Below are 23,157 nucleotides of genomic sequence, written 5' to 3'. Positions count from 1 at the left end.
TAAGGAGTTATAACAATCATGGTTCATGAAAAAGGAATGGGTTTATCTTTTTACAAAAATAAGGAATGTATAAAATGCTCTTAGTAAGGAAATGACCAAAATTAAAACTGCTGCCCATCCGCTATAATACGATTATTCAACCATTTTTTGAGCTTCGTGTAATTGTAGTGAACGGACAGATCTGGGTATAAATACGCGAATCTGAAATTCACTATATCCAACCATTAAACGCTTTTCATCATGGATGATCGGACTTTTTAATATACTTGGGTTTTCCCGGATGAAACTGTACAGATCTTTCAAAGGCAATTGATCCATATCAATAATATTTTTCTGAAAAACGGCAGACTTACCTGAAATAATATCTTCCGTGCCATTATCGGTTAACCGGAAAATTTCTTTAATCTCAGGTAAAGTTAATTGCTTTGAAAATATATTCCGTTCCATGAAAGGTATATCATTTTCTTGTAACCAATTTCTTGCTTTTTTGCAGGATGTGCAACCTGGTCTGACATAAAGTGTCACCATACCGTTATTCTCCATTCTTTTAATGATGTAGCAATACAATCATTCCTGAAATTTATATAAATCACGTCTAAGAATGAAGGTAGATTACTCCTGCAAGCTGATCATGCTGTTAACCTTTTCGGATATATCTTCAAATGAAGTATCCAGTGATAAGGCTAATTCCTTAAACATGACATTTTGTGTATTAGTTAACAGATCCCGATCCTGCGTGTTTATTCTTTGATTGTTCCTGCTTGCCTCTATATTTACCTTCATTAATGTATTTACTACTTTAGAGATTTCCTTGCGATCTCCAGTATTTACTAAACTATTGTATTTTTTGGCTCGCTCTCTTGCGTCCTCTATCCAACTGATACCCGGCTTTTGGAAGGATTGTATAATTTCTGCAGCTTCCTTTTTTCCCATAACCGCCAGCATGACAACTTGATCACTATCTACAGGATTGCTTATTGTTAATTTCGGATTTTCAAGCGGATGCATCACGTAGTAATTTCTCGTAACTTTACCATAACTTTTTTCACTGATATCATCTATTTCACACAATCCATGTACAGAATAGATAACCAAATCTCCAACATTAAACATTTTGGTAGCCTCCAACTCGACAATCGTCAATTTAGTTTACAATACTAGTATACACTAAATTTGTCGAATCGTCAACATAGTTGACAACAAGGAGAGGGGGTCTCTCCTTCGATCAGGAGGGGGTTTGCCTACTCTTCCACTTTGAAAACAAGGTTAACTGGTTTAGATATTAATGCACTCCAGAAGAATTACTGTTGTTTGAGCTTATATACTTCTCTTTCAAGGAAATGAACTTTTTCAATAGTAAAATCATTTTCATATTTTCTCACAATATTATCATCCAATTCTTCATTTATGCTCTCGCGTCAATAATGCTTAATACACGTCAAATCCGTCAAGTGGTCGTAAAAAATTAAAATCCACTTCTTGTTCCTAGTCTGGTTTAGCTTTACTCATGTTATATTTATATAAGCTCGGGGCTGTTCATTCCGCGCTTAGAGCATCTCATCCAGCGGTCTTTGCCACTCGTCCGGCGTTCGTTGCATTTTGTCCCGCGTTCAGCACGTTTTATCCAGCGATTGCAGCATTTCATTCAGCGCCTGTTCTATTCATCCGATATTTATCGAAAAGGAAGCAAAAGAACCGTTCCCTTGCTTACTTATTAAATCGATTGGATCAAATCATAAAAGAATTGCATTCCGTAAATCGCAAATAATGTATATATAAACAGGGTGATCGGTTTGCAAAGTAAAAAGTAAAAGACAAATTTTTTCAAGGGCATCTTGGTAAGTCCCGCAATCAAACAAATAAAGTCATCCGGAAAGCCGGGAAAAACCAATGAAATCCAGAAAAACCTTTCGAATCGTTTTCCCTTGTTGACCCAGCCAATATATTTATCATAGGTTTCCTGTTTGACAAAATAACTTGCAAACCCACGTCCGAACCTTCGTGCCAATAAAAAATTTGTCAAGGAACCAATAAAGATGCCAACTATATTCAGAACGGACCCCAGCCCGATACCGAATAACATCACACCAACTACTGTCGAAACATTTCCGGGCAGAACCGGGATAACGACCTGAACATACGTTAAACCCAAGAATGCCAAAGGTGCAATACTGCCGAACCCTTCGACCCAGTTTTGTACACGGTCAGGATTATTGAAAAACCCGCTTTCAAAAATTAAAAAGGCAATCCCGATTAATAAAATAATACCGACTATGCTTGTAATTCTAACGATTGGTTTTTGATAATTTATGAGTGTTTTCTTTAGATGCGTCATGCCTACTCCAGTTTTCATAAATTTATTGTTAGACTTTCATTTATACAATGAGCTAAGTATATCATAAAGGATGCATGGGGACGGTTCACCACCACTTACCGATTAACTGACGCCGCCATCCTTACATATGTGTGACGTTTCCCGCGAATAGCAATTGAATAGTCCATGATGTTATCCGGTACGGCAATCCCATGCGCACCAGCATCACCGATATGATGGATGTCCGCTCCAGCCATTTTATTGTAGAGGGCCATTTGCTGAGTTGTTTCTTTTGATGCCCCTTCCTGGCTTGTACCGATCGCAGTTAACGCCAATGCGCCCGACGCGTGGGCTGCCTGCACGAGCTGTTCAGTTTTTTCAAGTGTCGTCCCTGGAATACTGCCGACAGCTGGCAAAAGAATCACGTCAGCACCTGCCTGAGCGAATTCTGCCACGACATCCTTGCTGACAATCTCGCTACCAGCCTCATTTTTGACACCGGCACCATGCATTTTTCCAGCAATAATCATGATATCATCAATAATTTCTTTTGCCTGTCTAATTGACTTTAAAATTGCCGTATTCGTGACACCTGTTTTTGGATTCCCGGTCAGACAGATAAAGTCAACTCCCAGTTCCTTCGCTTTTTCCAGCGACTCATGAATTGCGGTACGCCCTTTTGGAAGATTTTCCAACGTTTCTGCGTTATCCGCATCAGGATCAACTGGTTCCAGATTTATCCCAATAGGACGGCCGATTAATCTTTTCAGTTCTTTGATTACTCCCCTCGGTTTATCGACAGTTAACCCTTCAATCTTCGGATGTTCAACGTTGAATAAGTTCAACAGCATCATATCCGCACCGAATGAAGCCGCATATTCCGCATTCGTCAGGCCAGGATAAAGCGGGGTTGATGCACAAATTACTTCTGACAGCATTACTCTACCTTCCGATGCTTCAATGGCTTGCCTTAACTGAGTGCCATTCATTTGGGCAAAATCGGTTGCAGTACAATTCAATAATCGCTTCATTTGTCAAAAAGTCCCTTCTGCAAAAAAGTGGTAGCTCTTCTATTATTTTACAATCAACTTCTCCCACTTAAACACTGATACGTTTTGAAGATGGGAGTTTGCAACGTATCGATCTTATAAAGCGAACGATTAACGTTACCGGACCTGCGACATCAGTGGACTATTCACACTTAGACCCTCTATTCCGTTGGTCTAGCCTTCGGAACTACATTTAGGCGATTTGATAACTTAAAACCTGATTTATTTCAACATCTTTGATGCATAAAGGGATCTCTTTCTTAACTAAATACTTTCTCATAATGTCAGCAGAACCGTTTACATCTGCATTAACCATTTGGTTTTCCTTTGTCCGGTATAAACCGCGTGAGATTCTCTTCCCTGAAAGGTTAGTAACAATCTCTTCCCCATAAGTTGGTATATCGTCCCTATCAAGAAAACTAGCTTTAGAAGTATAGGATTCTTCGGTCACTATGATATTAATACCAACCCGCTCCGCTTTGTATTTGATCATATTAATGAGCAGACTGAAAGGAATACCAACAAACCTCTGGTTATTTTTTGCCCCCATGTTAGCGTTTTGTTTCCACCCTTTATTGTTTCCAATAATAATTGTATTTATGTCTTCTAACTCCGCTATGCTCATTGCGACAAAGCTTGCTTTGTGAAACAAATCCTTTAATTTACGATGTTTAAGCGCATCGAGATTTTGAAGCCGATGAGATGAAAACAATCCTTCTTTCGATGACTTTCCTTGGCGTAGAATACGGTTGTAATACGCACGTTTTTTATTATAAAACTGATTTATTGATTTGATATTTTTGCCCTTCAACAAAACAGGTGCCTTTCCTGTGTTTGTTGTAATGGTTGCAAGGTTATCAATTCCTAAATCAATCGCCATCACACGCTTCGGAATTTCGGAAATAGGTTCGGCAATATTTCCTTCAAAAACAATTTCCACAACAAATTGACCGTACTTCGGAATCACACGAACCGATTTTAGTTTTTCATTTGTGTAACCCAGTTTTCCCAGGTTAAGCTTTTCTTTTATTTTGGGAAACTTCAAACATTTATTTTTAATAGTGCAATCTTGGTTTGAAAATGTAGCTATTCGCATTGCGCTCTTAATATAGCCTGGTATTCTCGGTCTTCCTAGATATTTAGATGGATTTTCTTTATAATCTTTTAAACTCGCAAAGAAAGACTGCCAGTCATCAAACGCATTACGCATCACACTTTGGCTATTTTGTGCAGGAAGTGATCGGTAATCTGATTGTTCGATTTGCTTAAAGAGGGCATCTCAAAGAGATTGCAACTCACTTCGCTTTGTTTTTCTTTTGTTTTTTTCTTTTCTTTGGCCAGACGTTTTTCGTATGTTATTAATTGTTTCGCATTTATCTTTTCGACATTAGCATGAATCGTATCTAATACTTCTTCTTGCAATGGTTGTAATGGTTTATTTGTGGTCAATCCTGTGTATACTTGCCGAATGTAAAAATTAGTGGTGTTATACAAATTCTTGCTGTTTTCACACATATCTTGAAAATAAGCGAACATTCGATGACTCGGTTTAATCCAGATTTGCTGCGTGTTATAGATTGCTTTTTCTCCCAAATCCTACCCCCTTTCCTTCATTTTAATTGTTAATCATATTATATAATTTTTACGATTTAAAAACAAACGTTTGGCTATCATATACTTCTATTTTTGTCGATTCACCCCGCCACCTACGCCTGCGCTAAGAGTTAAGGGCACTCTCGACATTGGTGATAGATAAGTTCAGTCTATTCGATTCAGTTTATGGAAGTAATTTTAAAGATAACTGGCTGACAACTATCTTCAAAGACCGGTTCGGGATTCATTGGCATTTGTACGGCGTTTTTTATCATTTGTTCGGCATTCACGCGAATAGATTCAATTCTTTACTACGTCCGCTTTGTTTCATCAACTTCCAAATGAAAAACGTCTTTCCTGGCATAATGTCCCACCGGATCGAAATCAAAGTGACCCTCGGGGATCTTATCGAGGTCGATATCTGCATAAATATTTTTCTCTTCACTGAAAACCGGTTCTGCGATAAATTCACCTAAGGGGTTGACTACACAGCTTCCGCCCCGTGTCATTTCTTCTGGCAGTTGTTCAAATTCCGGACGGGAGGCAATGTCTTCGGATACATGTCTTTTGTGGAATACTGATTGCAGGATAGGACAAAACATCTCCCCTCCGTGGCAATATGTCTCATGGAAGCAAACCATGTGTCCCTGTGATCTGCGGTTGGGGCGACATAAATTTGAATCCCTTTTTCATACATGGCTGCGCGAGCGAGCGGCATATAATTTTCCCAGCAGATAAGTGCTCCAATTCTCCCGTACGGGGTGTCGAATACAGGCATGGTGCCCATCCCCTTCTCCCCATATGAGTCTTTCGGAGCCCGTCGGTTTCAGCTTCCGATGTTTTCCGAGCAGCGTTCCATCAGGTCCGAAGAACAACACGGTACAGTATAACGTGCCTTCACTGGATTCGCTGTCCTTTTCGACAACACCAATGACCACGTATGCCTTAGCGTCTCTGGCAGCTTTTGCAATACGTTCGGTTTCTTTCCCTGGAACTTGGATGGCATTTTTCCAGTATCTGGTGAAGTCTTCCCTCCCTTGCTGTGACCTGCTGCCAACTACTGCACCAAACAACATACCACGCGGATAGCAAGGAATAAATGCCTCGGAGAATACAATAACTTTTGCCTCGTTTTCCCCTGCTTCGTTTATGAAACGAATGGCTTTATCGGTTCCTTTGTCTTTATCAAACATTTCCGAACCAGCTTGAATAACAGTAGCTTTGTATTGGTTGACCATTTCCATTTCAAATCTCCTCCTAATGTTTTTAATCTTAAATTTTACTATAACGCTACTTGCTGCATACCACCAACACATTTGACCAAGTAGTTTTCTGGAGAAAGAGCAGAAACTGCCTAAATTTTATCCTCTAACTTTGTACGACAATTTTTTACATGTGTTATCTCATGAAACTTTTAGCCCATTTAAAGTTAAATTTGATAAAGAATTAGTACTTTTACCATCTAGTAAATTTATGTAAAATTACTTATATTATAGTAAATAGATTTTTCTTACGACTATGGTTAAAGGAGGTTATTATTCAATTAATCTATCAACTTAACGGAATTTTTACAATTTATTTATAGTATATTAATATTCGTTCGTTATGGTAGATATAGGGAGGTGAAACGTAATATAGTATCTGCGAAATGGAGGTTGTTGTATGAAATGGATAAGTTACATACTCGTTTTTATTGGAGTAATTTGTATTACGGTATTCGGCTACCAATACATCTCCCATGAGCAAGCACAAAATGATTCATTGGAACAGGCGGAAAGGGCTATTGCAAAGCAGCCGAAAGATAGTACCGGAAGCATAAATCCCGCTGCTCCTGCTGATTTCGAGGCACCAGATGGGGACGCTTTTGCTACTCTCGAGATACCTAAACTGGACAAGGTATTACCTGTCGTAGAAGGAGCTGATCCGGATGCGTTGGCAAAGGGCGTTGGTCATGTAACAAATTCAGTCTATCCTGGTCAAAATGATCAAATTGTTTTATCAGGTCATCGCGATACTGTTTTTCGTCAATTCGACAAAATCGAGATCGGTGATCAGTATAAAATTACGACATCTTATGGAACTTATACATACGAAATTAAAGAGACTGAAATTGTTGCAGCTGATGATACTTCCGTCATAGGTGAAACGGGAGAAGAAGTTCTTGTCGTCTCAACGTGCTATCCGTTTGAGTATGTCGGAAATGCGCCGGATCGATTTGTGACGTATGCCTATCCGGTCGACGATGATGATAAGCAAGGTCATTATATCCGTCAGTGAAGTGTGGAGATGAATCTAGCATTTTTTTAATTTGTAGGCTAAACAACATTAAAAAGGAGGAAACGAAATGCAATCACCCATCAGAAGAAAATATTATAGTATGATGATGATTTTTGTATTGATGATAGGTATGCTGACACCTGTAGCAGGCCCCGTCACAGTTCACGCTGATGAGGCGGCGGACGAACCTATCACTGTCGGTGAGGCTATTGAAAAAGAAAATGACGGCAGTGAGCAGACAGTTGCCGGACATATTGTTGGGTATGTCATTAGTCCTGATAATGTATCAGATAATGATTTCCGGGAGGATCATAATGTAGCAATTGCAGAAGAAGCCGGTGAAACAGACGTCGGTAACATGTTGTTTGTCCAGGTGAGTAGTGATTACCGGACAGAATTTGGATTAAATTCAAATCCGGACAATCTGGATGAGGAAATTGTGGTCACCGGTATTATGGAGGAATATCATACCCATAATGGCCTGAAGGAACCGAGCGATATGAGGTTTGCCTCTGAAGAGCCGGATGAACCGCTCGAATTACAGTCCATTACGGATGTTAGAGACCAAGCAACCGGTGAAGTGAAAACAAAAGGTGTTGTCACAGCTAAGTTAAAAAATACCATTCAAATTCAGGATGATACAGCAGCAATTGCTGTGCGCCCAACAAGCCTTGATGTACAAGTGGGCGATGAAATTACTGTGACCGGCAGTTTGAATGATTACAGAGGATTATTGCAACTGGATAATGCGACTGTTGAGGAAAAAACAACAGATGCAGGCATTCCGGATCCTTTGAGCCTGAATGGCGATGAGCTGGAAAACCACCAGTCAAAACTGGCTGTCATCAATAATGTAACACTTACCGATGTCGAGGATGGCGGTGATTGGGCGAATTATACAGCTGAGGATGAGGCCGGGAATACATTTGTGGTGCGTGATGAAACAGGTGAACTAAACTTGGAAACTGGTATCACCTATGATTCTATTACCGGGATGGTGGTACAGTTTGATGAGGACCAACAGATTATCCCGCGCAACCAGTCGGATATTGTCGGTGACGCATCTGCTGTCCAGCCTATTATAGCCAGCCCTGACCCAGGGACTATTCCGGCTGGATCGAATGTTACACTGGAAACAGCGACTAGTGATGCGGACGTTTTTTACACGACAGACGGCAGTGAACCATCGTCAGAAAATGGGGAGCTGTACAGTAATGCGATAACAGTTGACGAGGACGTAACAATCAAAGCAATAGCCGAAAAAGATGGATTAGAATCCAGCGAAATATCTGAATTTCACTATTCGGTTTATGATTCTGAAGATGGTATCATGATTCACGATATTCAAGGTGAAGGACACGAATCACCGATGAATGGCAGCACAGTAGAAGATGTTGAAGGGATTGTCACCTACAAATATGAAATTAGAGGTTCACATTATTTTCATATGCAAACACCTGAAGCAGATTATGATGGGAATGAAAAAACATCTGAAGGTATCGTTGTCTATACAGGAAATACAGATAATGTCGATGTCGGTGATCTCATTCATGTAACCGGAGAAGTCGATGAATATCATATTGATGGGTATGATGATAGAGCTGAAACAGATTTGCCGATTACAGAAATTAATGTGCGTGATGACCAGGGCGGTGCTATTGAAGTTATAGAAAGCGATGTTAAGCTACCGTCAGCTGTTGAGTTAACATCAAGCGATATTCCTGAGACCATCATTGGCGACGATGGTTTTGACAGCTTTGACCCGAATAACTATGCGATTGATTATTGGGAAAGTATGGAGGGAATGCGTGTTGAAGTAGCACCATCACGAGCAGTGGCACCACAAGAACATGGTGACCTGGTTGTGGCAACAGAAGAATTCACGCCGGAAAATACAGCTAATGGTGGTATTCGCTTAACAGAAGAAGGTCCGAATGCACAAACGATTCAGTATAAACTGCATCCTAACGGTGACGCTAGAGATTTTGCGGTCAAAACAGGGGATCGCTTCACAGAACCCGTTGATGGTGTCGTAAATTATGGCTTCGGCAACTACAAAGTCTATGCAGATCTGGAAGAAGTTGAATCTGTTTTTGAAGAAGGCGATACGCAGCCGGAGCAGACAAGTATCGAAAAAGATGATGATAAACTAACGGTTGCAACCTATAACGTGGAAAACTTTTCAGCCAATGAAAGTGAGACCTCACAACAAAAAGCGGAAGATATTGCCCGAGCATTTGTAAGTGATATGGAAAACCCAGATATTGTGGGCATTGTTGAAGTGATGGACAATAATGGACAAGAACAAGGCCCTGATGGTGCGGACGCCTCTGAAAGTTACGAAAGACTGATTGACGAAATCAGGAATCAAGGCGGTCCTGCTTACGACTATGCCAATATCGATCCAGCGTACAATCAGGATGGCGGTGCACCACATGGTAATATTCGCGTTGGTTTCCTTTATAATCCGCAACGTGTGTCACTGACAGACGGTGAACATGGCACAGCTACGGAAGCGACGGTTTATAATGAAGACCAATTGACGCTGAACCCAGGGCGTATAGCTCCAAATGAAGATGTGATGGAGAATACACGCAAGCCATTGGCAGCACAGTTTGATTTTAATGGTGAGAGTGTTGTTGTCGTAGCGAATCATTTTAATTCCAAGTCCGGGGATGATGGTGAATTTGGGCAAAATCAGCCTCCGATAAAGGGAAGTGAACCGCAGCGGCATGAGCTGGCTAGTATCGTCAACGAATTTGTCTCGGATATCAAAGCGGACAATCCGGATGAAAATGTCGTTGTCTTAGGGGATATGAATGACTTTGAATTTACAGAGACGATGGACATTCTTGAAGGCGATGAACTGACCAATGCCATGATGTCCGTGCCTGAAGAAGAGCGGTACACCTATCTTTACCAAGGGAACTCTCAGGTGCTTGATCACGTGCTCGTGTCTAATCACCTCGCTGATGTAACAGAGACTGACGTGCTTCATGTCAATGCTGATTTCACAGATATGCACGGGCGTGCGAGTGATCATGACCCGATTTTGACGCAAATTGATCTGGCGGCAGCTGAAGAAGTTGAAGATGCAGAAGATAACGTAGAGCTATCGATTATGCATATGAACGATACCCATGCACGCGTTGAACCACTACCGAAAATGGTGACGGCGATCAAAGAATTCAGAGAGGACAACCCGGATTCATTGCTTTTCCATGCCGGTGATGTTTTTTCTGGAACGCTTTACTTCAATGAGTTCAATGGACAGGCTGATTTGGAACTGTTGAACTTGATGGATATGGACGCCATGGTTTTTGGCAACCATGAATTTGATTTAGGTGCTGAAGAAGGTGGTCATGAATCGCTGTCAGCGTTCGTTGACAATGCTAACTTCCCATTCTTGGGTACGAACATTGACTTTTCACAGGATCCTTATATGAGCGATCTCGACACAAATCAATCGTTAGCTAATGATCCAGAAGACGGGGAAATTTATGATAGTATTATTAAGGAAATTGATGGAGAGCAAGTTGGGGTATTCGGGTTGACATCCGAAGATACGGCCAATATTGCAAGCCCGGCAGATGTCACGTTTGCCGATTTCATTGAAACGGCCGAACAGGCGGTGCAAGATTTTGAAGATGAGGGCATTGATAAAATTATCGCTCTGACTCACATTGGTTTTGACAGTGCTCCGGAAGTGGGCAATGACTTACGCCTGGCTGAAGAGGTTGATGGCATTGATATAATTGTAGGTGGGCACTCGCACACTGCATTGGAAGAGCCGGAAAGTGTAGAGAAAGATGCTGACGGGGAAACGAAAGAACCTACTATCATCGTGCAGGCAGGCCAGTATGCTGAGAACCTTGGCACACTTGATGTGACATTTGATGAGGACGGTGTCGTAACCCATTATGAAGGCGAATTGCTTGAAGTGGATGGTTATACGGAAGATCCTGAAGCCACGGAGGCACTTGCCCCGTATAAGGAACAAGTAGATGAGGTCATGAACGAGGAAATTGGTGCAGTGGCCATAAAAGATCTGACAAACCCGCGTCAAGATGAGCCTGGTGATGACAGTGTCAGAGCCAATGAAACAGAGCTTGGCAACTTGGTGACAGACGCTATGCTTGCTGGGGCACAGATAGATAATCCTGAGACGGTTATTGCCTTTCAAAATGGCGGGGGTATCCGCGCACCGATTGATGAAGGTGAGATTACGGCCGGTGAAGTCATCAACGTTCTACCATTTGGTAACAACCCAGCGGTAGCGACATTGACTGGCCAGGAAATCAAGGATATTCTAGAACACAGCGTTCGTCAGGCACCAGCTGAAAGTGGCGGATTCCTGCATGTATCTGGTATGCAATTCTATTATGACAGTGAAAAAGAACCGGGCAACCGTGTTGTTCAAATGTACGTTGAGATTGACGGTGAACTGAAGGAAATTCAGTTAGACGCGGAATATCAGGTGACAACGAACGGTTTTACCGCTCAGGGCGGTGACGGATTTGAAACATTTGAACAAGTTTATAATGATGGCCGCGTAAGAGACATCGGCGCATCTGACTGGGAGCAATTGAGAGATTACATGGTTGAAAATTTGGGTGGCATTGTTGATCCTGAACGAGAAGGTCGGATTGTCGATTTGATGGGTGAGGAATTCACGGAACTTCCTGAAGATCCGAGTAATGAAAACGGCGGTACTGGAGATGACGGAGATTCCGGTACAGATCCGGATAAAACGCCACCGGAAGAAGATGGCTCAGATGATAATGACACAACGCCTGGGGGAAATGATGACGACTCTGGTACAGATGGTGACGGCATAGCACCTGGCGGAAGTGGTGACGGTCCTAGTTCTGATGGCGATGACATAACACCTGGTGGGAATGGCGACGCTCCTGGCTCAGATGGCAATGGCACAGTACCTGGTGGAATTAGTGGCGGTTACGGGGCAAATGGTGATGGTTCAGCACCAGGTAGTAATGGTGCAACCTTGCCTGATACAGCAACTAATATGTATATGTTCCTGCTTATCGGTAGTGTGTTACTTGCAGCAGGTGGTGTGATTCTCCTTTACAGAAGGAGATATTCCCGGTAAGCCTAGTCATAAAATGAAGAAAGGTTATCTAAAAACAGCCCCCTTTTCACGATAGGCGGGGCTGTTTTACTTGAGTTTCTCCGTTACATTTTTTCTTGTGTTTCAATGCTATTCTCGATCGTTTTGCATCTTCGTGATACTCGGTGCAAAACAATCAAATAATTGCTGACGTTAGAAATCATGTGAACAGAACGTCCCTATATTTTCCATTACAATGGACACGCCACAATCACCCGATACCCTTTTATTAATTATCCCAGGATTGCTGATTTTTCCTTTTAACCTCTTCTACATCGGTATCACTATAGATATTCGTACCACTGCCCCCTGTTGTTCTAGCAATGAATTCCTTTGCTTCATTATATGACAGCCCAGAACGGCGACTTTGTTCTTTGATTGCCTCAATATCTGTTCCTGCAACCGTGTATTTACCACTGGTCTCATTATTTTTCTTCATGAAAAAACCTCCATTCCGTTTCCTTATTATTTTGCGCAAAAGAGGCTTTTTCATGAATGAAGATTTACATTACCAAAAGCAATCTCATCAAACTGTTTTTCTGGAGTTTTCATCGCTTGTTGAAATATCAAAAGCAATAGCAATAAAAACTAGGATATGATAGAATTTTTGTAGAAATACTCTCTCAATAAAATCACAGATTTAGGAGATATATATGCAATTATTTAAAGAATTAAACGTCCTGGAAGATAAAAAGTTATACTATAAGATTAATCTTTTCAGTTTAGCACTTCTCGTGGTTACTATAGCAGTCGTTTTATTAGCCCACCTGATCTTAATCGGTGAAGTTCATCTGTCTTTTTCTATTTCTAATCTCATTTGGATAATGGGTATATTACTTATTTCCTTACCTATACACGAGTTATTTCACGGAATATTTTTTAAGGCTTTTTCCGAATCGGGAACAATTAAGTATGGTTTTGAAAAAGGGATGCTTTATGCGTCAAACCCTGGGGTATTTTACACGAAACGTCAATTTTCCACCATTGCTCTGGCTCCTTTTGTTTTAAATAGTCTGTTGTTCTTCCTACTGTTCCTGTTTGGAGTGGATGGCACTATCATATGGAGCGTATTCATTTTACATACATCGTCCTGTGCTGGTGACTTTTGGTATATTTATGAAATGATTAAAAATCCAACAATTACACACTGCGAAGATACTCCGGTCGGGATTAAGTTATTTGTTGATGTTTAATACCTATATCATTTACTTAATCGAACGAATCACTTATCACCAACCCTAATCAAGCTCAACTGGCTCTGATTGAGAAATCGGATTGGTGCAACACTCGTCCCCAGCCCACTGTCAATATAAAGATGTTGGTTCGGCTTGAGTTGATATGTACCTTTTTCCAAACTCGGAAAAAGCCCTTGGCCGGGAGCAATTAATGCCCCAATAAAGGGAATTCTCACTTGCCCCCCATGTGTGTGACCACTTAAAATCAAGTCTGCCGGTATGGAATCGTATTTTTCGATTATGCCTGGGGAATGGGATAGCAGTATAGTATAGTGCTCTTCGTTAATACCAGCAAATGCTGCTTCTATATTTTCATGATTTGTTGAGGAATCATCGACCCCAACGATGTTAAGTGTTGTCTGATTTGCCGTGATTTGCTCATTTTTATTATCCAAAATAGTAACGTTTCGCTCCTGAAGACCATTTAGAAGTTCTCCGTAATGCGCATTCCCCCACTCATGATTCCCTGAAACAAAATAGACATCTTCATGGATGGCGGTAATATTTTCGATAAGATTAAAAATATGATCCAATTCATTCGTATTTCTATCGACAAGGTCGCCTGTTAATATAACAATGTCGGCATTTAAGTTTTCTACCGTTTCTACCAGTTTCTCATTGTTATCCCCAAAAATTTTATTATGTAGGTCACTGATTTGCAAAATGTTAAATTCGCCTTGCACTTTATTGCTGTGAAATGCCACTCTATTAACTTTGAAATAGTTTGTATCGATATAGACTTTAGATAAAAAAGCGATAACTATTACACCAAAAATAAGAGGGGTAAGCCATTTTTTCAAAATGTGCACCACCTATAGATATTTTATATCCTACGCCCATTGTATCATTATTTAGTAAAATTATTTATTAAAGATATATAATTAAATTACCGTCGAACACAAGATTACCTTTTGTCACATTTTGTAATAATTTGTAACCTATTTGTTTCCTCCCTATAACCTAAAATCCTATTTTATTTGCTAGAATAATAGTTATGATAGACATCAAATGAGGAGGCTACATAATGTTAAAAGGTAATCACTCAGTAAGGAAGTATATAGTTTCAACCGCTATAATAACATCACTCGTCTTTACACCGATTCTGTCCGGAAGTGTTTTTGCTTATGGCGGTCCAAGTGAGGAAGCAAGTCAAAATAATGAGCCGGTAAATGAACAAGTTGAACAGGTTGATATACAGGAGACAGAGGAAACTACGGAAGTTAATAATAATTTAATATCATCAGGAGATCGTGGAGACTCTGTTAGAGATGTGCAAGAAGAATTAAATGATCAGGGCTATAATCTGAGTGAGGATGCGATCTTTGGTCCGAACACAGATGGAGCAGTAAGAAATTTCCAGGCAGATAACGACCTTTTAGTTGATGGGATAGTAGGGCCAGAAACGTCGGAAGCACTGTCAGTAAACACTGCACCTGCTTCTATCAATGATAATTCAACAACTGAAGAAGAGCCTGACCAAGCAGTAGATACAATGACAATATCTACCACCTCTGAATCCGACGTTGCTTCTTCTGAATCTGATGTTGTTTCTATTGCACAAAGCTTAGTAGGTACTCCCTACTCATGGGGCGGGACCGATCCTGCAACAGGTTTTGACAGCAGTGGCTTTATCAATTATACATTCGCACAAGCAGGTATAGATTTGGACAGAACGCATGCGGCTATGTGGGCTAATAATGGTACACATGTAGAAAATCCAAGTCCCGGAGATGTTGTATTTTTCGCGGATACCTATCAAGGTGGCGTCTCTCATAGCGGAATCTATCTTGGAAACGGCCAAATGATCCATGCTGGTACTGCAGAGACTGGTGTAGAACAAACAACTATGAGCTATGATTATTGGCAAGACCGTTACATTGGCGCAAAATCTTTTGACTAACTACACGTTTTATATAGAAGGAATAGCTTCGAAGCTTTTCCTTCTATTTTTTATGTTAAAACCCATCTAATTACACAAAATAGCCAAAAACTGTTATAGTTTTATTAGAAAACATTCATAAAGGAGCTGACTCAGGTGCACTTAGAAGAAATGCTAGAATACAATAAAGAATTTGTAGCAGGGAAAAATTACGAGACATATGAAACAGATACCTATCCGAATAAGCGAATGGTTGTATTTACCTGTATGGATTCACGTTTAGTCGAATTACTGCCAAAAGCTTTAAACATCCAAAATGGTGATGTGAAGATGGTTAAAAATGCTGGCGCCATCATCCGTGACCCATTTGATAGTATTATGAAAAGTATTCTTGTTGCCATATTTAATTTAAAGGCAGATGAAGTTGTCGTCATTGGCCATCATGATTGTGGTATGTCCCATGTTGATACAGATGCACTAACAAAAGGCATGAAAGAACGCGGGATTACAGAAGAAACCATACAAACACTTACACATAGCGGAATAGATTTACACGCAGAATTTCGTGGATTCGATACAGTTGAAGAATCTGTATCGCAAAGTGTATCTATCATTCGCGATCATCCACTTTTACCAAAAGAAATTAAAGTCCACGGATTAGCTATTGACCCGGGAACAGGAAAAGTAGATGTTGTTACGAAAGACGAAAAATGATTGTAGCGTAAAATAAATCACAACTATAGCCACCAGCGAGGATCAACATCCTCACTGGTGGTATTTCACTTATATCGCTTGAAACATCACGATTCCTTCTTCTTCTACCCGCTTAACTTTACCAACGGATTCTAAATAAATCAATCTTGTTATGGTGGCCATCAGTTGACTCACATATAACGCACTTTCTAAATTTCCATATATTTCCTCACACACCTGATGGGCCGTTTTACGTTCGTTTTCCACACCCTCCAAAACCTGCTGCAATCGGGAGGCATGTCTACTCTTTGTTTCAGCCACACGCTTGTTTAACTCAAAAATAGATTCCCCGTGCCCTGGCAATGCGATATTTGTTGGGCAATTCGCAATCAGCTCCAATGAATGGTAGTAATCTTCAACAGGATTAGCTTCCTCCCCTGTCCATAAACCAATAACTGGAGAAATATCCTTTAATAGATGATCACCAACGATCATCACTTTATTCGATTTGTTATAAAAGCAAAAATGATCTGGCGCGTGTCCTGGCGTCCATATCGCTTCATATAATTCATCTCCCAGCAAAATCTCCCGGTTTTTTTCAAAAAATCCATCAGGTTCGAAATCGTAAATAAAGGATCCATCCTCACTATTTGTTGGAAGCTCGTACCCTCCATGTTTAACTACTAATCTTTTTATCTTATCCCTGACATTGGTTTCCCTGTTTTTTTGCATTTCCTTATAGCCGAGATTCGATGTATACACAGGTACGCCAACATTATCCTGAAACCATTTTGCAAGACCTATATGATCCTGATGCGTATGTGTTAATACTACTTTTTCCACAACAATTCCAGTCTCTAAAACACGCCTCCATACTTCAAATGCCTCTTTTGAATAGAGACCTGTATCGATCACCGTGTAACCTTGTTCTCCTTTGAACAGATAGCAATTTACTTCCTGCATCCCGGAAGAAGAAAAACGGATGTTGACTTTATAAATATTCTCTCTGATTTTTTCTAACACGAAACTTTCCCCTTTTTAATCATATCGAATTAATTACATTTTACAGTTAGTTATTTTAAATGCAAGAAGGAGAACTCGTGGGATGATTGGGTCTTTGCGTTTCCAAAATTAATAAAATCAAAGCTGCATACAATCATGCAGCTTCTAACCTTTTTCTATGAAAAAATACGGCCAATTTGCTGAACTTCACTATCGGTTAATTGAACGTCCAATGCTTTAAAATTGCTTTTCACTTGTTCCAGTTTTTTCGCACCAGGGATAACAGTGTCAATGGAATCGCGTGTTAAGTACCATGCTAGGACAACATGAGGAATTTCTGCCTGCTTAACATTTGCTATTTCACGTAGTTTTTCTACTTTTTCCAGGTTCTTTTCTAATTCTTCCCCCTGAAAATGTGGCATCTGTGCACGTAAGTCGTTAAAGGTTGCATCTTTCGTATATTTACCGGTTAACAAGCCTGAAGCAAATGGAAAGAATGGCACAAAGGAAATATTATTTTCTGCTGTAAACGGGAGTAACTCTTCCTCTGCTGAGCGATTCAGGAGGTTGTATTCTCCTTGGTAAACATCGACATAGCCGTCTTTGTTAGCTTCTTTTAACTCATCAATGGTAAAGTTGGATACACCGATTGATTTAATTTTCCCTTCATCTTTTAATTCTTTTAAAGCACCAACCGCTTCATCTTTTGGTGTTTGATTATCGGAATAATGGATATAGAATAGATCGATGTAATCCGTTTGCAGTCGCTTCAAACTATCTTCTACAGCTTGCTTTAAGAAGGCGGGCGAGTTATCGTTTTGCATGTCCTGACCTTCGAATTTAACGGATCCTTTTGTCGCAATAACAATATCTTCTCTTTTACCAGATTCCTTTAATGCTTCCCCGATTAATTCTTCAGATCTTCCAGGGCCATAGAGGTATGCTGTATCAAGGTAATCTACACCAGCATTTATAGCATCCTTTACTAACTGTTTTCCTGCATTGTCATCTGTACCTGGATAAAGGTTATGACCGCCAATATAATTGGTTCCTAACCCAATCGGGTTCACATATAAATCTGACTTACCAATTTTTACTTTTTTAACCATAATAAAAGGCCTCCTTGAAAACTTGAAAATAGTTGAATTTATTAGTTTAATCGTAATCAATTTGGATATTTTATACAAGTAAGATGCTTGTTTCTTCATAAAAAGACGCTCTCCCTACCATTAAGGAAAACGCCCTTTTTATCATGCCCTTTATTATTCTTTCGTAAATTCTTTCGTACTTCTCACTGTATCAATCGGCCGAACTAGTTTTTCAATTTCATCCCGTTGGGCTTCAAGCATTGAAGGTAACGCTAATTTTTCACCTAGCGTTTCATACGGTTCATCACCCATAAAGCCTGGGCCGTCTGTTGCAAATTCGAATAAAATCTGTGGTGCAACATTGGCGTATAATGATTCGAAATAGTGGCGATTCACATAACCGGATGTCGGGAAACGGAATTCTTGCATACGTTTAATCCATTCTTCCAACACGGAGCGATCTTCCACACGGAACGCGGCATGATGAACGGTACCAAAGCCTTGTCTTGCTTGAGGAAGAACTGTATTATATTCGACAACGACGCGCGCACCATTTCCTCCCTCACCAACTTCAAATAAATGGAAAGAGCCTTCTTTATCTATTTCCTTAAATAATAGTACTTTCTCCATCACTTCTTTAAAATAATCAAAGTTAGCAACAAGGACAAAAATCGGCCCCAGTCCTGTGATCGCATATTCTAATGGTATCGGACCATCTTGCCAAGGAATCCCTGCTGCAACACCTTCATTGTTTTCATCTGATATTAATTGATACTGCTGGTCATCAAAATCCACAAAGGAAAGTGTCTTCGTACCAAATTGTTTTTTAATCCCGGTATGTTTTACTTCCAAACGGTCAAAACGCTTCACCCAATAATCCAGTGCTCCGTCGCTCGGTACACGGAAAGAAGACTTATAAATTTCATTTGTTCCATGCTGGCCTTTTGGAATGCCAGGAAAGTCAAAAAACGTCATATCTGTACCCGGATTACCTGCATCATCCGCAAAAAATAAATGATATGTCTGAATATCATCCTGATTCACTGTTTTCTTCACTAATCGCATGCCAAGTACATAAGTGAAAAACTCATAATTCTTTTCCGCACTGCTTGTAATAGCTGTGACATGGTGTATTCCTTTTAGTTCGTTCATTTAGATTCCTCCAATTCATTTTGCAGTTAGTTGACTATTTTAAACTTAATTAAGTTATCTTTAATTAAATGTAAATGTATCATAGGTAAGGGAAACTGTCAAAAAGTAAGTATAATAGTTGGAGAAGCTTAGGAGCCCCTATACAAAATAAAAAAGACAGTGCCCACATAACGGACACTATCCTTTTTAATTATTCCTCAATTAAACCATTTTCTACTAAAAATTCGCGCGCTACTTCATCTACACTTCTTTCTTCAATGTCAACTTCATAATTTAAACCTCGCATTACTTCACTTGTCAACAAATCATCTAATGGTGCAAAGATTTCCTCTATTTCCGGATATTCTTCATATGTTTCAGCTGTCATTGCAGCTGCTGCATTATATGAAGGGAAGAATGGTAGGTCATCCTCTAAATTAACGAAGCCAAATGCATCGATACGACCATCAGTAGCAAAACCAACAGCCACATCTACCTCCCCGTCTCGTAATGCATTATAGGTAAGTCCTGTTTCCATTTCTCTCACATTTTCATTTGCAAATTCAAACCCATAGGCCTCTTCTACACCTGGCAGGCCATCTTCACGATTAGCAAACTCTGCGTTTGTAGCCATTGAAAGCTCGCCTGGGTTATTATTGATATAATCCGCCAGATCACTTATGGTACTAATTCCTAATTCCGTAGCATGGTCTTCGCGCATCATTAATGTATACGTATTATCAACTTCATTTAAATTTGTCCAGACAATGTCATTTTCTGCTTGATCAATTTCATTTAATCGATCAAATGCTTCCTGAGGATCAACCATCGGATCTTCACCTAAATACGTGACCAGTCCAGTTCCAACATAGTCCCATGTGAGATCAACTTGGTTATTTTCTAAAGCTTGTCTTAGTGCTGTACTCCCGAGGTCAGTGGTTTCATTTACTGTGAATCCTTCTTCCTCTAATAGGAGTGAAGACATTTTAGCGAATAGATATTGCTCTGTGAATGTCTTAGATCCTACTGTTATTTCTTTGTCGTTTCCACCACAAGCAGCTAAAACAACGATCAATACAAATGTTATACATAAAAAAAGTATTTTCTTCATTATATATTCCCCCTTATGATTTAACTGACTGTCTAGCTAATCGTAATCCTTTTGGAACTAATGCATGTTGCATCCCTCTGAAAAAATAGTCTACCAGGATTGCAAGAATGGACACTGGCACTGCTCCTGAGATCAAATAGGCATTGTCAAAGAGTTGAATTCCTGTGAAAATCCATACTCCAAAGCCACCACCTCCTATGAGATAGGCAAGTGCTGCTGTACCGATATTCATAACAATTGCTGTACGAACACCAGCGATAATGGAATAAGCCGCATTAGGCAGCTCAATCTTCCAAAGGATTTGTGTATTCGTAAGCCCCATTCCTCGAGCTGCATCCTTTTTATCATTATCCACTGAATTAATTCCGGCTATTGTATTTTGTAAGATTGGAAGTAGTGAATATACATATAGTGCTACAATTGCCGCATTCATTCCTATTCCAAGAAAACCCATAGCTAAGGCAAGGATTGCTAGACTTGGAACGGTTTGTCCAAGGTTTGCAAAATTCACCACCAAAAATTCAGCTTTTCGAAATTTAGGTCTGGTAAGTAATATACCAAGTGGTATAGAAGTAAGGATGGCAAGTGAACCGGATATTAACACAATCAGAATATGCTCCCCTAATAACTTAGAGAACTCCCCCGGGTTTTCATAAATAGGACTAAACATATCATTCATAATCGTCCATGAGAAGAATACGATGAGGAGAACCCAAAATACTATCTTAACAATTAAACTGATTAATTTATTTTTAGTCATACTGTCGCCCTCCTATCAATTTGAAGTTCCTCTCACTTCCGCATGAAGAAACTTTTCGATGAGATCGAGCGTCAAACTTCCCTTTCTGTTCCCTTGTTCATCTTCAACAACTAACTGATCTGCTTCCTGATTTAGCAACATAGAAATTACAATTCTAATTGACGTGTTTTCACTAACCGTTTTTATACCAGTCGATTCATCATATGGATTTAAAGGTAAGCTTTCATACAATTGCTTTACAGTATATAAGCTTGTACTTTTCAGCACACGATCCTGACCAACAAATTGTGAAACAAAATCATTTTTAGGATGATTTAATATCTCCGCTGGACGGTCAAATTGCATAACTCTGCCATCACGAAGCAAGGCAATTTTATCTCCCATTTTTACTGCCTCATCGATATCATGACTTACAAACAGAATTGTCTTATTCACTTCTCTTTGAATTTGCAAGAATTCTTCTTGTAATTTATTACGCATGATCGGATCAAGCGCTCCAAATGGCTCGTCCATTAACATAACAGGCGGGTCTGCAGCAAGCGCACGAACTACCCCAATTCTTTGTTGTTGGCCACCCGATAGTTCATGTGGATATCTCTTCCGAAACTCATCCGGATTCATTCCAATGAGATCCATTAAATAATTAAACCGATCATGTTTCTTTTTCCTGTCCCATCCCAATAAATCGGGAACAATCATTACATTTTTTTCAATTGTCATATTGGGAAACAAACCATTACTTTGAATAACATAGCCAATCTTACGACGCATCTCAATTTCATTTAAATCTTGTACACGCTGATTATTGAGATTAATTTCGCCTTCAGTAATACCCTCTAATTGATTTACCATCCGTAGTAATGTCGTTTTTCCGCATCCTGAAGGACCAATTAAGATAACGAATTCTCCATTTTCTACATTAAAACTCACATCATCTACTGCTTTGACTTCTCCTTTATAGCTTTTAGAAACATTCTTAAATTCTATCACCTTATCACCTGTCTTTAACTAATTCCCTTTTGGGGTAAATTTCTTTTGGATATACTTTAATAATAGATCGACGATAATCGCTAAAACCGATACAACTACTGCCCCGACAAGTACCATTGTATTATTAGATCTGGAGATACCTTGGTTGATTAAAGATCCAAGCCCCCCTGCGCCAATGTATGCCGCAATCGCACCAATGCCAATATTTAAGACTGTTGCCGTTCTAACCCCAGCCATAATAAGTGGCATTGCATTTGGGATTTCTACTTTTAACAATCTTTGTACGGTGGTCATGCCGATGCCTTTTGCCGCATCACGGATGTTCGGATCCACATCATTAATGCCAGTGTATGTATTACGAACAATCGGTAATTGCGAGTATAGGACAAGTGCTATTAACGCTGGTACAAATCCAATACCTTGCCCAATTATCGATAGGATTGGAATCATGATACCAAATAGAGCAATACTAGGTATGGTCATGATTATCGATGTAATTTGAAGTACGGTTTCAGCTAAATCTTCGTTGGTAGTTAAATAGATACCGAGTGGTACCCCTATCAAAATAGAAATAAGAATTGCAAGACCAACTAACTGAATATGCTCTACTGTGTACTCAAGTACCTGATTGTAGTTAGCAGAGAAATAACTAAGAAAATCAATAATCGCAAACACCTCCATTTTCAATTTTTAACTAAACGTCATTTCTATCTAATTAATTGTGGAGAGGCATCAAAAAGCAGTTAACTTTTTAATAGTATCAATGTTTCATTCATTTTACAAATAAAGTTTATACAGTTTTAAGTGTATAAACTGTAGGAATTTGAAGATAAACGTCGTTTTTTCAATAAATATATTGATTTTTGAAATAGTATAATCTGCAAAGCGAATCGTGATTGATTGAATT

At 39.7% G+C, this 23,157-nt stretch carries 21 protein-coding genes and 1 pseudogene; 5 read left to right on the top strand and 17 right to left on the bottom strand.

Annotation, left to right across the window (positions count from 1 at the left end; genetic code table 11):
• Nucleotides 1–132 precede the first annotated feature (132 nt).
• The 8 genes and pseudogenes from spx to KFZ58_RS05665 form a co-directional block, all read right to left on the bottom strand.
• Nucleotides 133–528 (bottom strand): transcriptional regulator Spx, encoded by a 396-nt coding sequence (gene spx, locus KFZ58_RS05695; RefSeq protein ID WP_235794675.1) that lies wholly within the window; start codon nucleotides 526–528, stop codon nucleotides 133–135.
• 84 nt (nucleotides 529–612) lie between these two features.
• Entirely contained in the window at nucleotides 613–1,113 is a 501-nt protein-coding gene (locus KFZ58_RS05690; RefSeq protein ID WP_235793839.1) for a CarD family transcriptional regulator, read from the bottom strand.
• Between the two features lie 601 nt (nucleotides 1,114–1,714).
• Entirely contained in the window at nucleotides 1,715–2,353 is a 639-nt protein-coding gene (locus tag KFZ58_RS05685) for a TVP38/TMEM64 family protein (protein ID WP_235793838.1), read from the bottom strand.
• A 77-nt stretch (nucleotides 2,354–2,430) separates the two neighbouring features.
• Nucleotides 2,431–3,345, bottom strand: coding sequence for a DUF7916 family protein (locus tag KFZ58_RS05680; protein ID WP_235793837.1), 915 nt, complete (start codon nucleotides 3,343–3,345; stop codon nucleotides 2,431–2,433).
• Between the two features lie 211 nt (nucleotides 3,346–3,556).
• Complete coding sequence (locus KFZ58_RS05675) at nucleotides 3,557–4,573, bottom strand: RNA-guided endonuclease InsQ/TnpB family protein (protein WP_235793836.1); 1,017 nt, start codon at nucleotides 4,571–4,573, stop codon at nucleotides 3,557–3,559.
• Nucleotides 4,573–4,956, bottom strand: a complete 384-nt coding sequence (locus KFZ58_RS05670) for a hypothetical protein (protein ID WP_235793835.1) — start codon at nucleotides 4,954–4,956, stop codon at nucleotides 4,573–4,575. Before KFZ58_RS05670 ends, KFZ58_RS05675 begins: the two co-directional genes overlap by 1 nt.
• A gap of 311 nt (nucleotides 4,957–5,267) precedes the next feature.
• On the bottom strand, nucleotides 5,268–5,558 hold the full coding sequence (locus KFZ58_RS19320; RefSeq protein WP_370642517.1) for a carbon-nitrogen hydrolase family protein: 291 nt from the start codon (nucleotides 5,556–5,558) through the stop codon (nucleotides 5,268–5,270).
• Nucleotides 5,462–6,149 (bottom strand): annotated as a pseudogene (locus tag KFZ58_RS05665) (carbon-nitrogen hydrolase family protein). Before KFZ58_RS05665 ends, KFZ58_RS19320 begins: the two are co-directional and overlap by 97 nt.
• Before the next feature lie 469 nt (nucleotides 6,150–6,618).
• Between KFZ58_RS05665 and srtD the strand changes: the two are divergent.
• Complete coding sequence (gene srtD, locus KFZ58_RS05660) at nucleotides 6,619–7,233, top strand: class D sortase, LPxTATN-specific (protein ID WP_235793834.1); 615 nt, start codon at nucleotides 6,619–6,621, stop codon at nucleotides 7,231–7,233.
• Nucleotides 7,234–7,300: 67 nt separating this feature from the next.
• Nucleotides 7,301–12,343, top strand: a complete 5,043-nt coding sequence (locus KFZ58_RS05655; RefSeq protein ID WP_235793833.1) for a 5'-nucleotidase C-terminal domain-containing protein — start codon at nucleotides 7,301–7,303, stop codon at nucleotides 12,341–12,343.
• A gap of 247 nt (nucleotides 12,344–12,590) precedes the next feature.
• Here the strand turns inward: KFZ58_RS05655 and KFZ58_RS05650 are convergent, their stop codons facing one another.
• The gene (locus KFZ58_RS05650) at nucleotides 12,591–12,800 is read right to left on the bottom strand and encodes a hypothetical protein (RefSeq protein ID WP_235793832.1); all 210 of its coding nucleotides are present in this window, start codon (nucleotides 12,798–12,800) and stop codon (nucleotides 12,591–12,593) included.
• A 214-nt stretch (nucleotides 12,801–13,014) separates the two neighbouring features.
• Between KFZ58_RS05650 and KFZ58_RS05645 the strand changes: the two genes are divergently transcribed.
• Complete coding sequence (locus KFZ58_RS05645; protein WP_235793831.1) at nucleotides 13,015–13,554, top strand: DUF3267 domain-containing protein; 540 nt, start codon at nucleotides 13,015–13,017, stop codon at nucleotides 13,552–13,554.
• A 29-nt stretch (nucleotides 13,555–13,583) separates the two neighbouring features.
• Here KFZ58_RS05645 and KFZ58_RS05640 read toward each other — a convergent pair whose 3' ends face one another.
• Complete coding sequence (locus KFZ58_RS05640; RefSeq protein ID WP_370642441.1) at nucleotides 13,584–14,405, bottom strand: metallophosphoesterase; 822 nt, start codon at nucleotides 14,403–14,405, stop codon at nucleotides 13,584–13,586.
• Nucleotides 14,406–14,620: 215 nt separating this feature from the next.
• Between KFZ58_RS05640 and KFZ58_RS05635 the strand changes: the two genes are divergently transcribed.
• Both KFZ58_RS05635 and KFZ58_RS05630 read left to right on the top strand, forming a co-directional pair.
• The gene (locus tag KFZ58_RS05635) at nucleotides 14,621–15,496 is read left to right on the top strand and encodes a C40 family peptidase (RefSeq protein ID WP_235793830.1); all 876 of its coding nucleotides are present in this window, start codon (nucleotides 14,621–14,623) and stop codon (nucleotides 15,494–15,496) included.
• 150 nt (nucleotides 15,497–15,646) lie between these two features.
• Nucleotides 15,647–16,189: a beta-class carbonic anhydrase gene (locus tag KFZ58_RS05630; protein ID WP_235794673.1), complete on the top strand. Its 543-nt coding sequence runs from the start codon at nucleotides 15,647–15,649 to the stop codon at nucleotides 16,187–16,189.
• Nucleotides 16,190–16,258: 69 nt separating this feature from the next.
• On the opposite strand, the gene KFZ58_RS05625 is transcribed toward KFZ58_RS05630, so the two are convergent.
• The 7 genes from KFZ58_RS05625 to KFZ58_RS05595 all read right to left on the bottom strand — a co-directional run bounded on the left by KFZ58_RS05625 (nucleotide 16,259) and on the right by KFZ58_RS05595 (nucleotide 22,931).
• The gene (locus KFZ58_RS05625; protein WP_235793829.1) at nucleotides 16,259–17,191 is read right to left on the bottom strand and encodes an MBL fold metallo-hydrolase; all 933 of its coding nucleotides are present in this window, start codon (nucleotides 17,189–17,191) and stop codon (nucleotides 16,259–16,261) included.
• A 155-nt stretch (nucleotides 17,192–17,346) separates the two neighbouring features.
• The gene (locus tag KFZ58_RS05620; RefSeq protein WP_235793828.1) at nucleotides 17,347–18,279 is read right to left on the bottom strand and encodes an aldo/keto reductase; all 933 of its coding nucleotides are present in this window, start codon (nucleotides 18,277–18,279) and stop codon (nucleotides 17,347–17,349) included.
• Between the two features lie 153 nt (nucleotides 18,280–18,432).
• Nucleotides 18,433–19,410 (bottom strand): ring-cleaving dioxygenase, encoded by a 978-nt coding sequence (locus tag KFZ58_RS05615; protein WP_235793827.1) that lies wholly within the window; start codon nucleotides 19,408–19,410, stop codon nucleotides 18,433–18,435.
• Between the two features lie 190 nt (nucleotides 19,411–19,600).
• Nucleotides 19,601–20,500 carry an ABC transporter substrate-binding protein gene (locus KFZ58_RS05610; protein ID WP_235793826.1) on the bottom strand — a complete coding sequence of 300 codons (900 nt, stop codon included), beginning with the start codon at nucleotides 20,498–20,500 and terminating at the stop codon, nucleotides 19,601–19,603.
• Nucleotides 20,501–20,513: 13 nt separating this feature from the next.
• Nucleotides 20,514–21,260, bottom strand: a complete 747-nt coding sequence (locus KFZ58_RS05605) for an ABC transporter permease (protein WP_235793825.1) — start codon at nucleotides 21,258–21,260, stop codon at nucleotides 20,514–20,516.
• 15 nt (nucleotides 21,261–21,275) lie between these two features.
• The gene (locus KFZ58_RS05600) at nucleotides 21,276–22,250 is read right to left on the bottom strand and encodes an ABC transporter ATP-binding protein (RefSeq protein WP_235793824.1); all 975 of its coding nucleotides are present in this window, start codon (nucleotides 22,248–22,250) and stop codon (nucleotides 21,276–21,278) included.
• A gap of 18 nt (nucleotides 22,251–22,268) precedes the next feature.
• Complete coding sequence (locus tag KFZ58_RS05595; RefSeq protein WP_235794672.1) at nucleotides 22,269–22,931, bottom strand: ABC transporter permease; 663 nt, start codon at nucleotides 22,929–22,931, stop codon at nucleotides 22,269–22,271.
• Nucleotides 22,932–23,157 lie beyond the last annotated feature (226 nt).

The sequence above is a fragment of the Virgibacillus sp. NKC19-16 genome (assembly GCF_021560035.1).
Classification (GTDB): domain Bacteria; phylum Bacillota; class Bacilli; order Bacillales; family Amphibacillaceae; genus Virgibacillus_L; species Virgibacillus_L salidurans.
Note: the sequence above shows the minus strand (reverse complement) of the source record. Positions and strands in the feature narration are given on the sequence as shown.

Bases quoted from the DNA above. Each gene is read 5' to 3' on its own strand.
- KFZ58_RS05615 (WP_235793827.1), bottom strand. From the start codon at position 19,410: ATGAACGAACTAAAAGGAATACACCATGTCACAGCTATTACAAGCAGT.
- KFZ58_RS05645 (WP_235793831.1), top strand. From the start codon at position 13,015: ATGCAATTATTTAAAGAATTAAACGTCCTGGAAGATAAAAAGTTATAC.
- KFZ58_RS05675 (WP_235793836.1), bottom strand. From the start codon at position 4,573: ATGCGTAATGCGTTTGATGACTGGCAGTCTTTCTTTGCGAGTTTAAAA.
- KFZ58_RS05685 (WP_235793838.1), bottom strand. From the start codon at position 2,353: ATGAAAACTGGAGTAGGCATGACGCATCTAAAGAAAACACTCATAAAT.
- KFZ58_RS05610 (WP_235793826.1), bottom strand. From the start codon at position 20,500: ATGAAGAAAATACTTTTTTTATGTATAACATTTGTATTGATCGTTGTT.
- KFZ58_RS05650 (WP_235793832.1), bottom strand. From the start codon at position 12,800: ATGAAGAAAAATAATGAGACCAGTGGTAAATACACGGTTGCAGGAACA.
- srtD (WP_235793834.1), top strand. From the start codon at position 6,619: ATGAAATGGATAAGTTACATACTCGTTTTTATTGGAGTAATTTGTATT.
- KFZ58_RS05620 (WP_235793828.1), bottom strand. From the start codon at position 18,279: ATGGTTAAAAAAGTAAAAATTGGTAAGTCAGATTTATATGTGAACCCG.
- KFZ58_RS05635 (WP_235793830.1), top strand. From the start codon at position 14,621: ATGTTAAAAGGTAATCACTCAGTAAGGAAGTATATAGTTTCAACCGCT.
- KFZ58_RS19320 (WP_370642517.1), bottom strand. From the start codon at position 5,558: ATGTTTTGTCCTATCCTGCAATCAGTATTCCACAAAAGACATGTATCC.
- KFZ58_RS05690 (WP_235793839.1), bottom strand. From the start codon at position 1,113: ATGTTTAATGTTGGAGATTTGGTTATCTATTCTGTACATGGATTGTGT.
- KFZ58_RS05680 (WP_235793837.1), bottom strand. From the start codon at position 3,345: ATGAAGCGATTATTGAATTGTACTGCAACCGATTTTGCCCAAATGAAT.
- KFZ58_RS05605 (WP_235793825.1), bottom strand. From the start codon at position 21,260: ATGACTAAAAATAAATTAATCAGTTTAATTGTTAAGATAGTATTTTGG.
- spx (WP_235794675.1), bottom strand. From the start codon at position 528: ATGGTGACACTTTATGTCAGACCAGGTTGCACATCCTGCAAAAAAGCA.
- KFZ58_RS05595 (WP_235794672.1), bottom strand. From the start codon at position 22,931: ATGGAGGTGTTTGCGATTATTGATTTTCTTAGTTATTTCTCTGCTAAC.
- KFZ58_RS05655 (WP_235793833.1), top strand. From the start codon at position 7,301: ATGCAATCACCCATCAGAAGAAAATATTATAGTATGATGATGATTTTT.
- KFZ58_RS05630 (WP_235794673.1), top strand. From the start codon at position 15,647: ATGCTAGAATACAATAAAGAATTTGTAGCAGGGAAAAATTACGAGACA.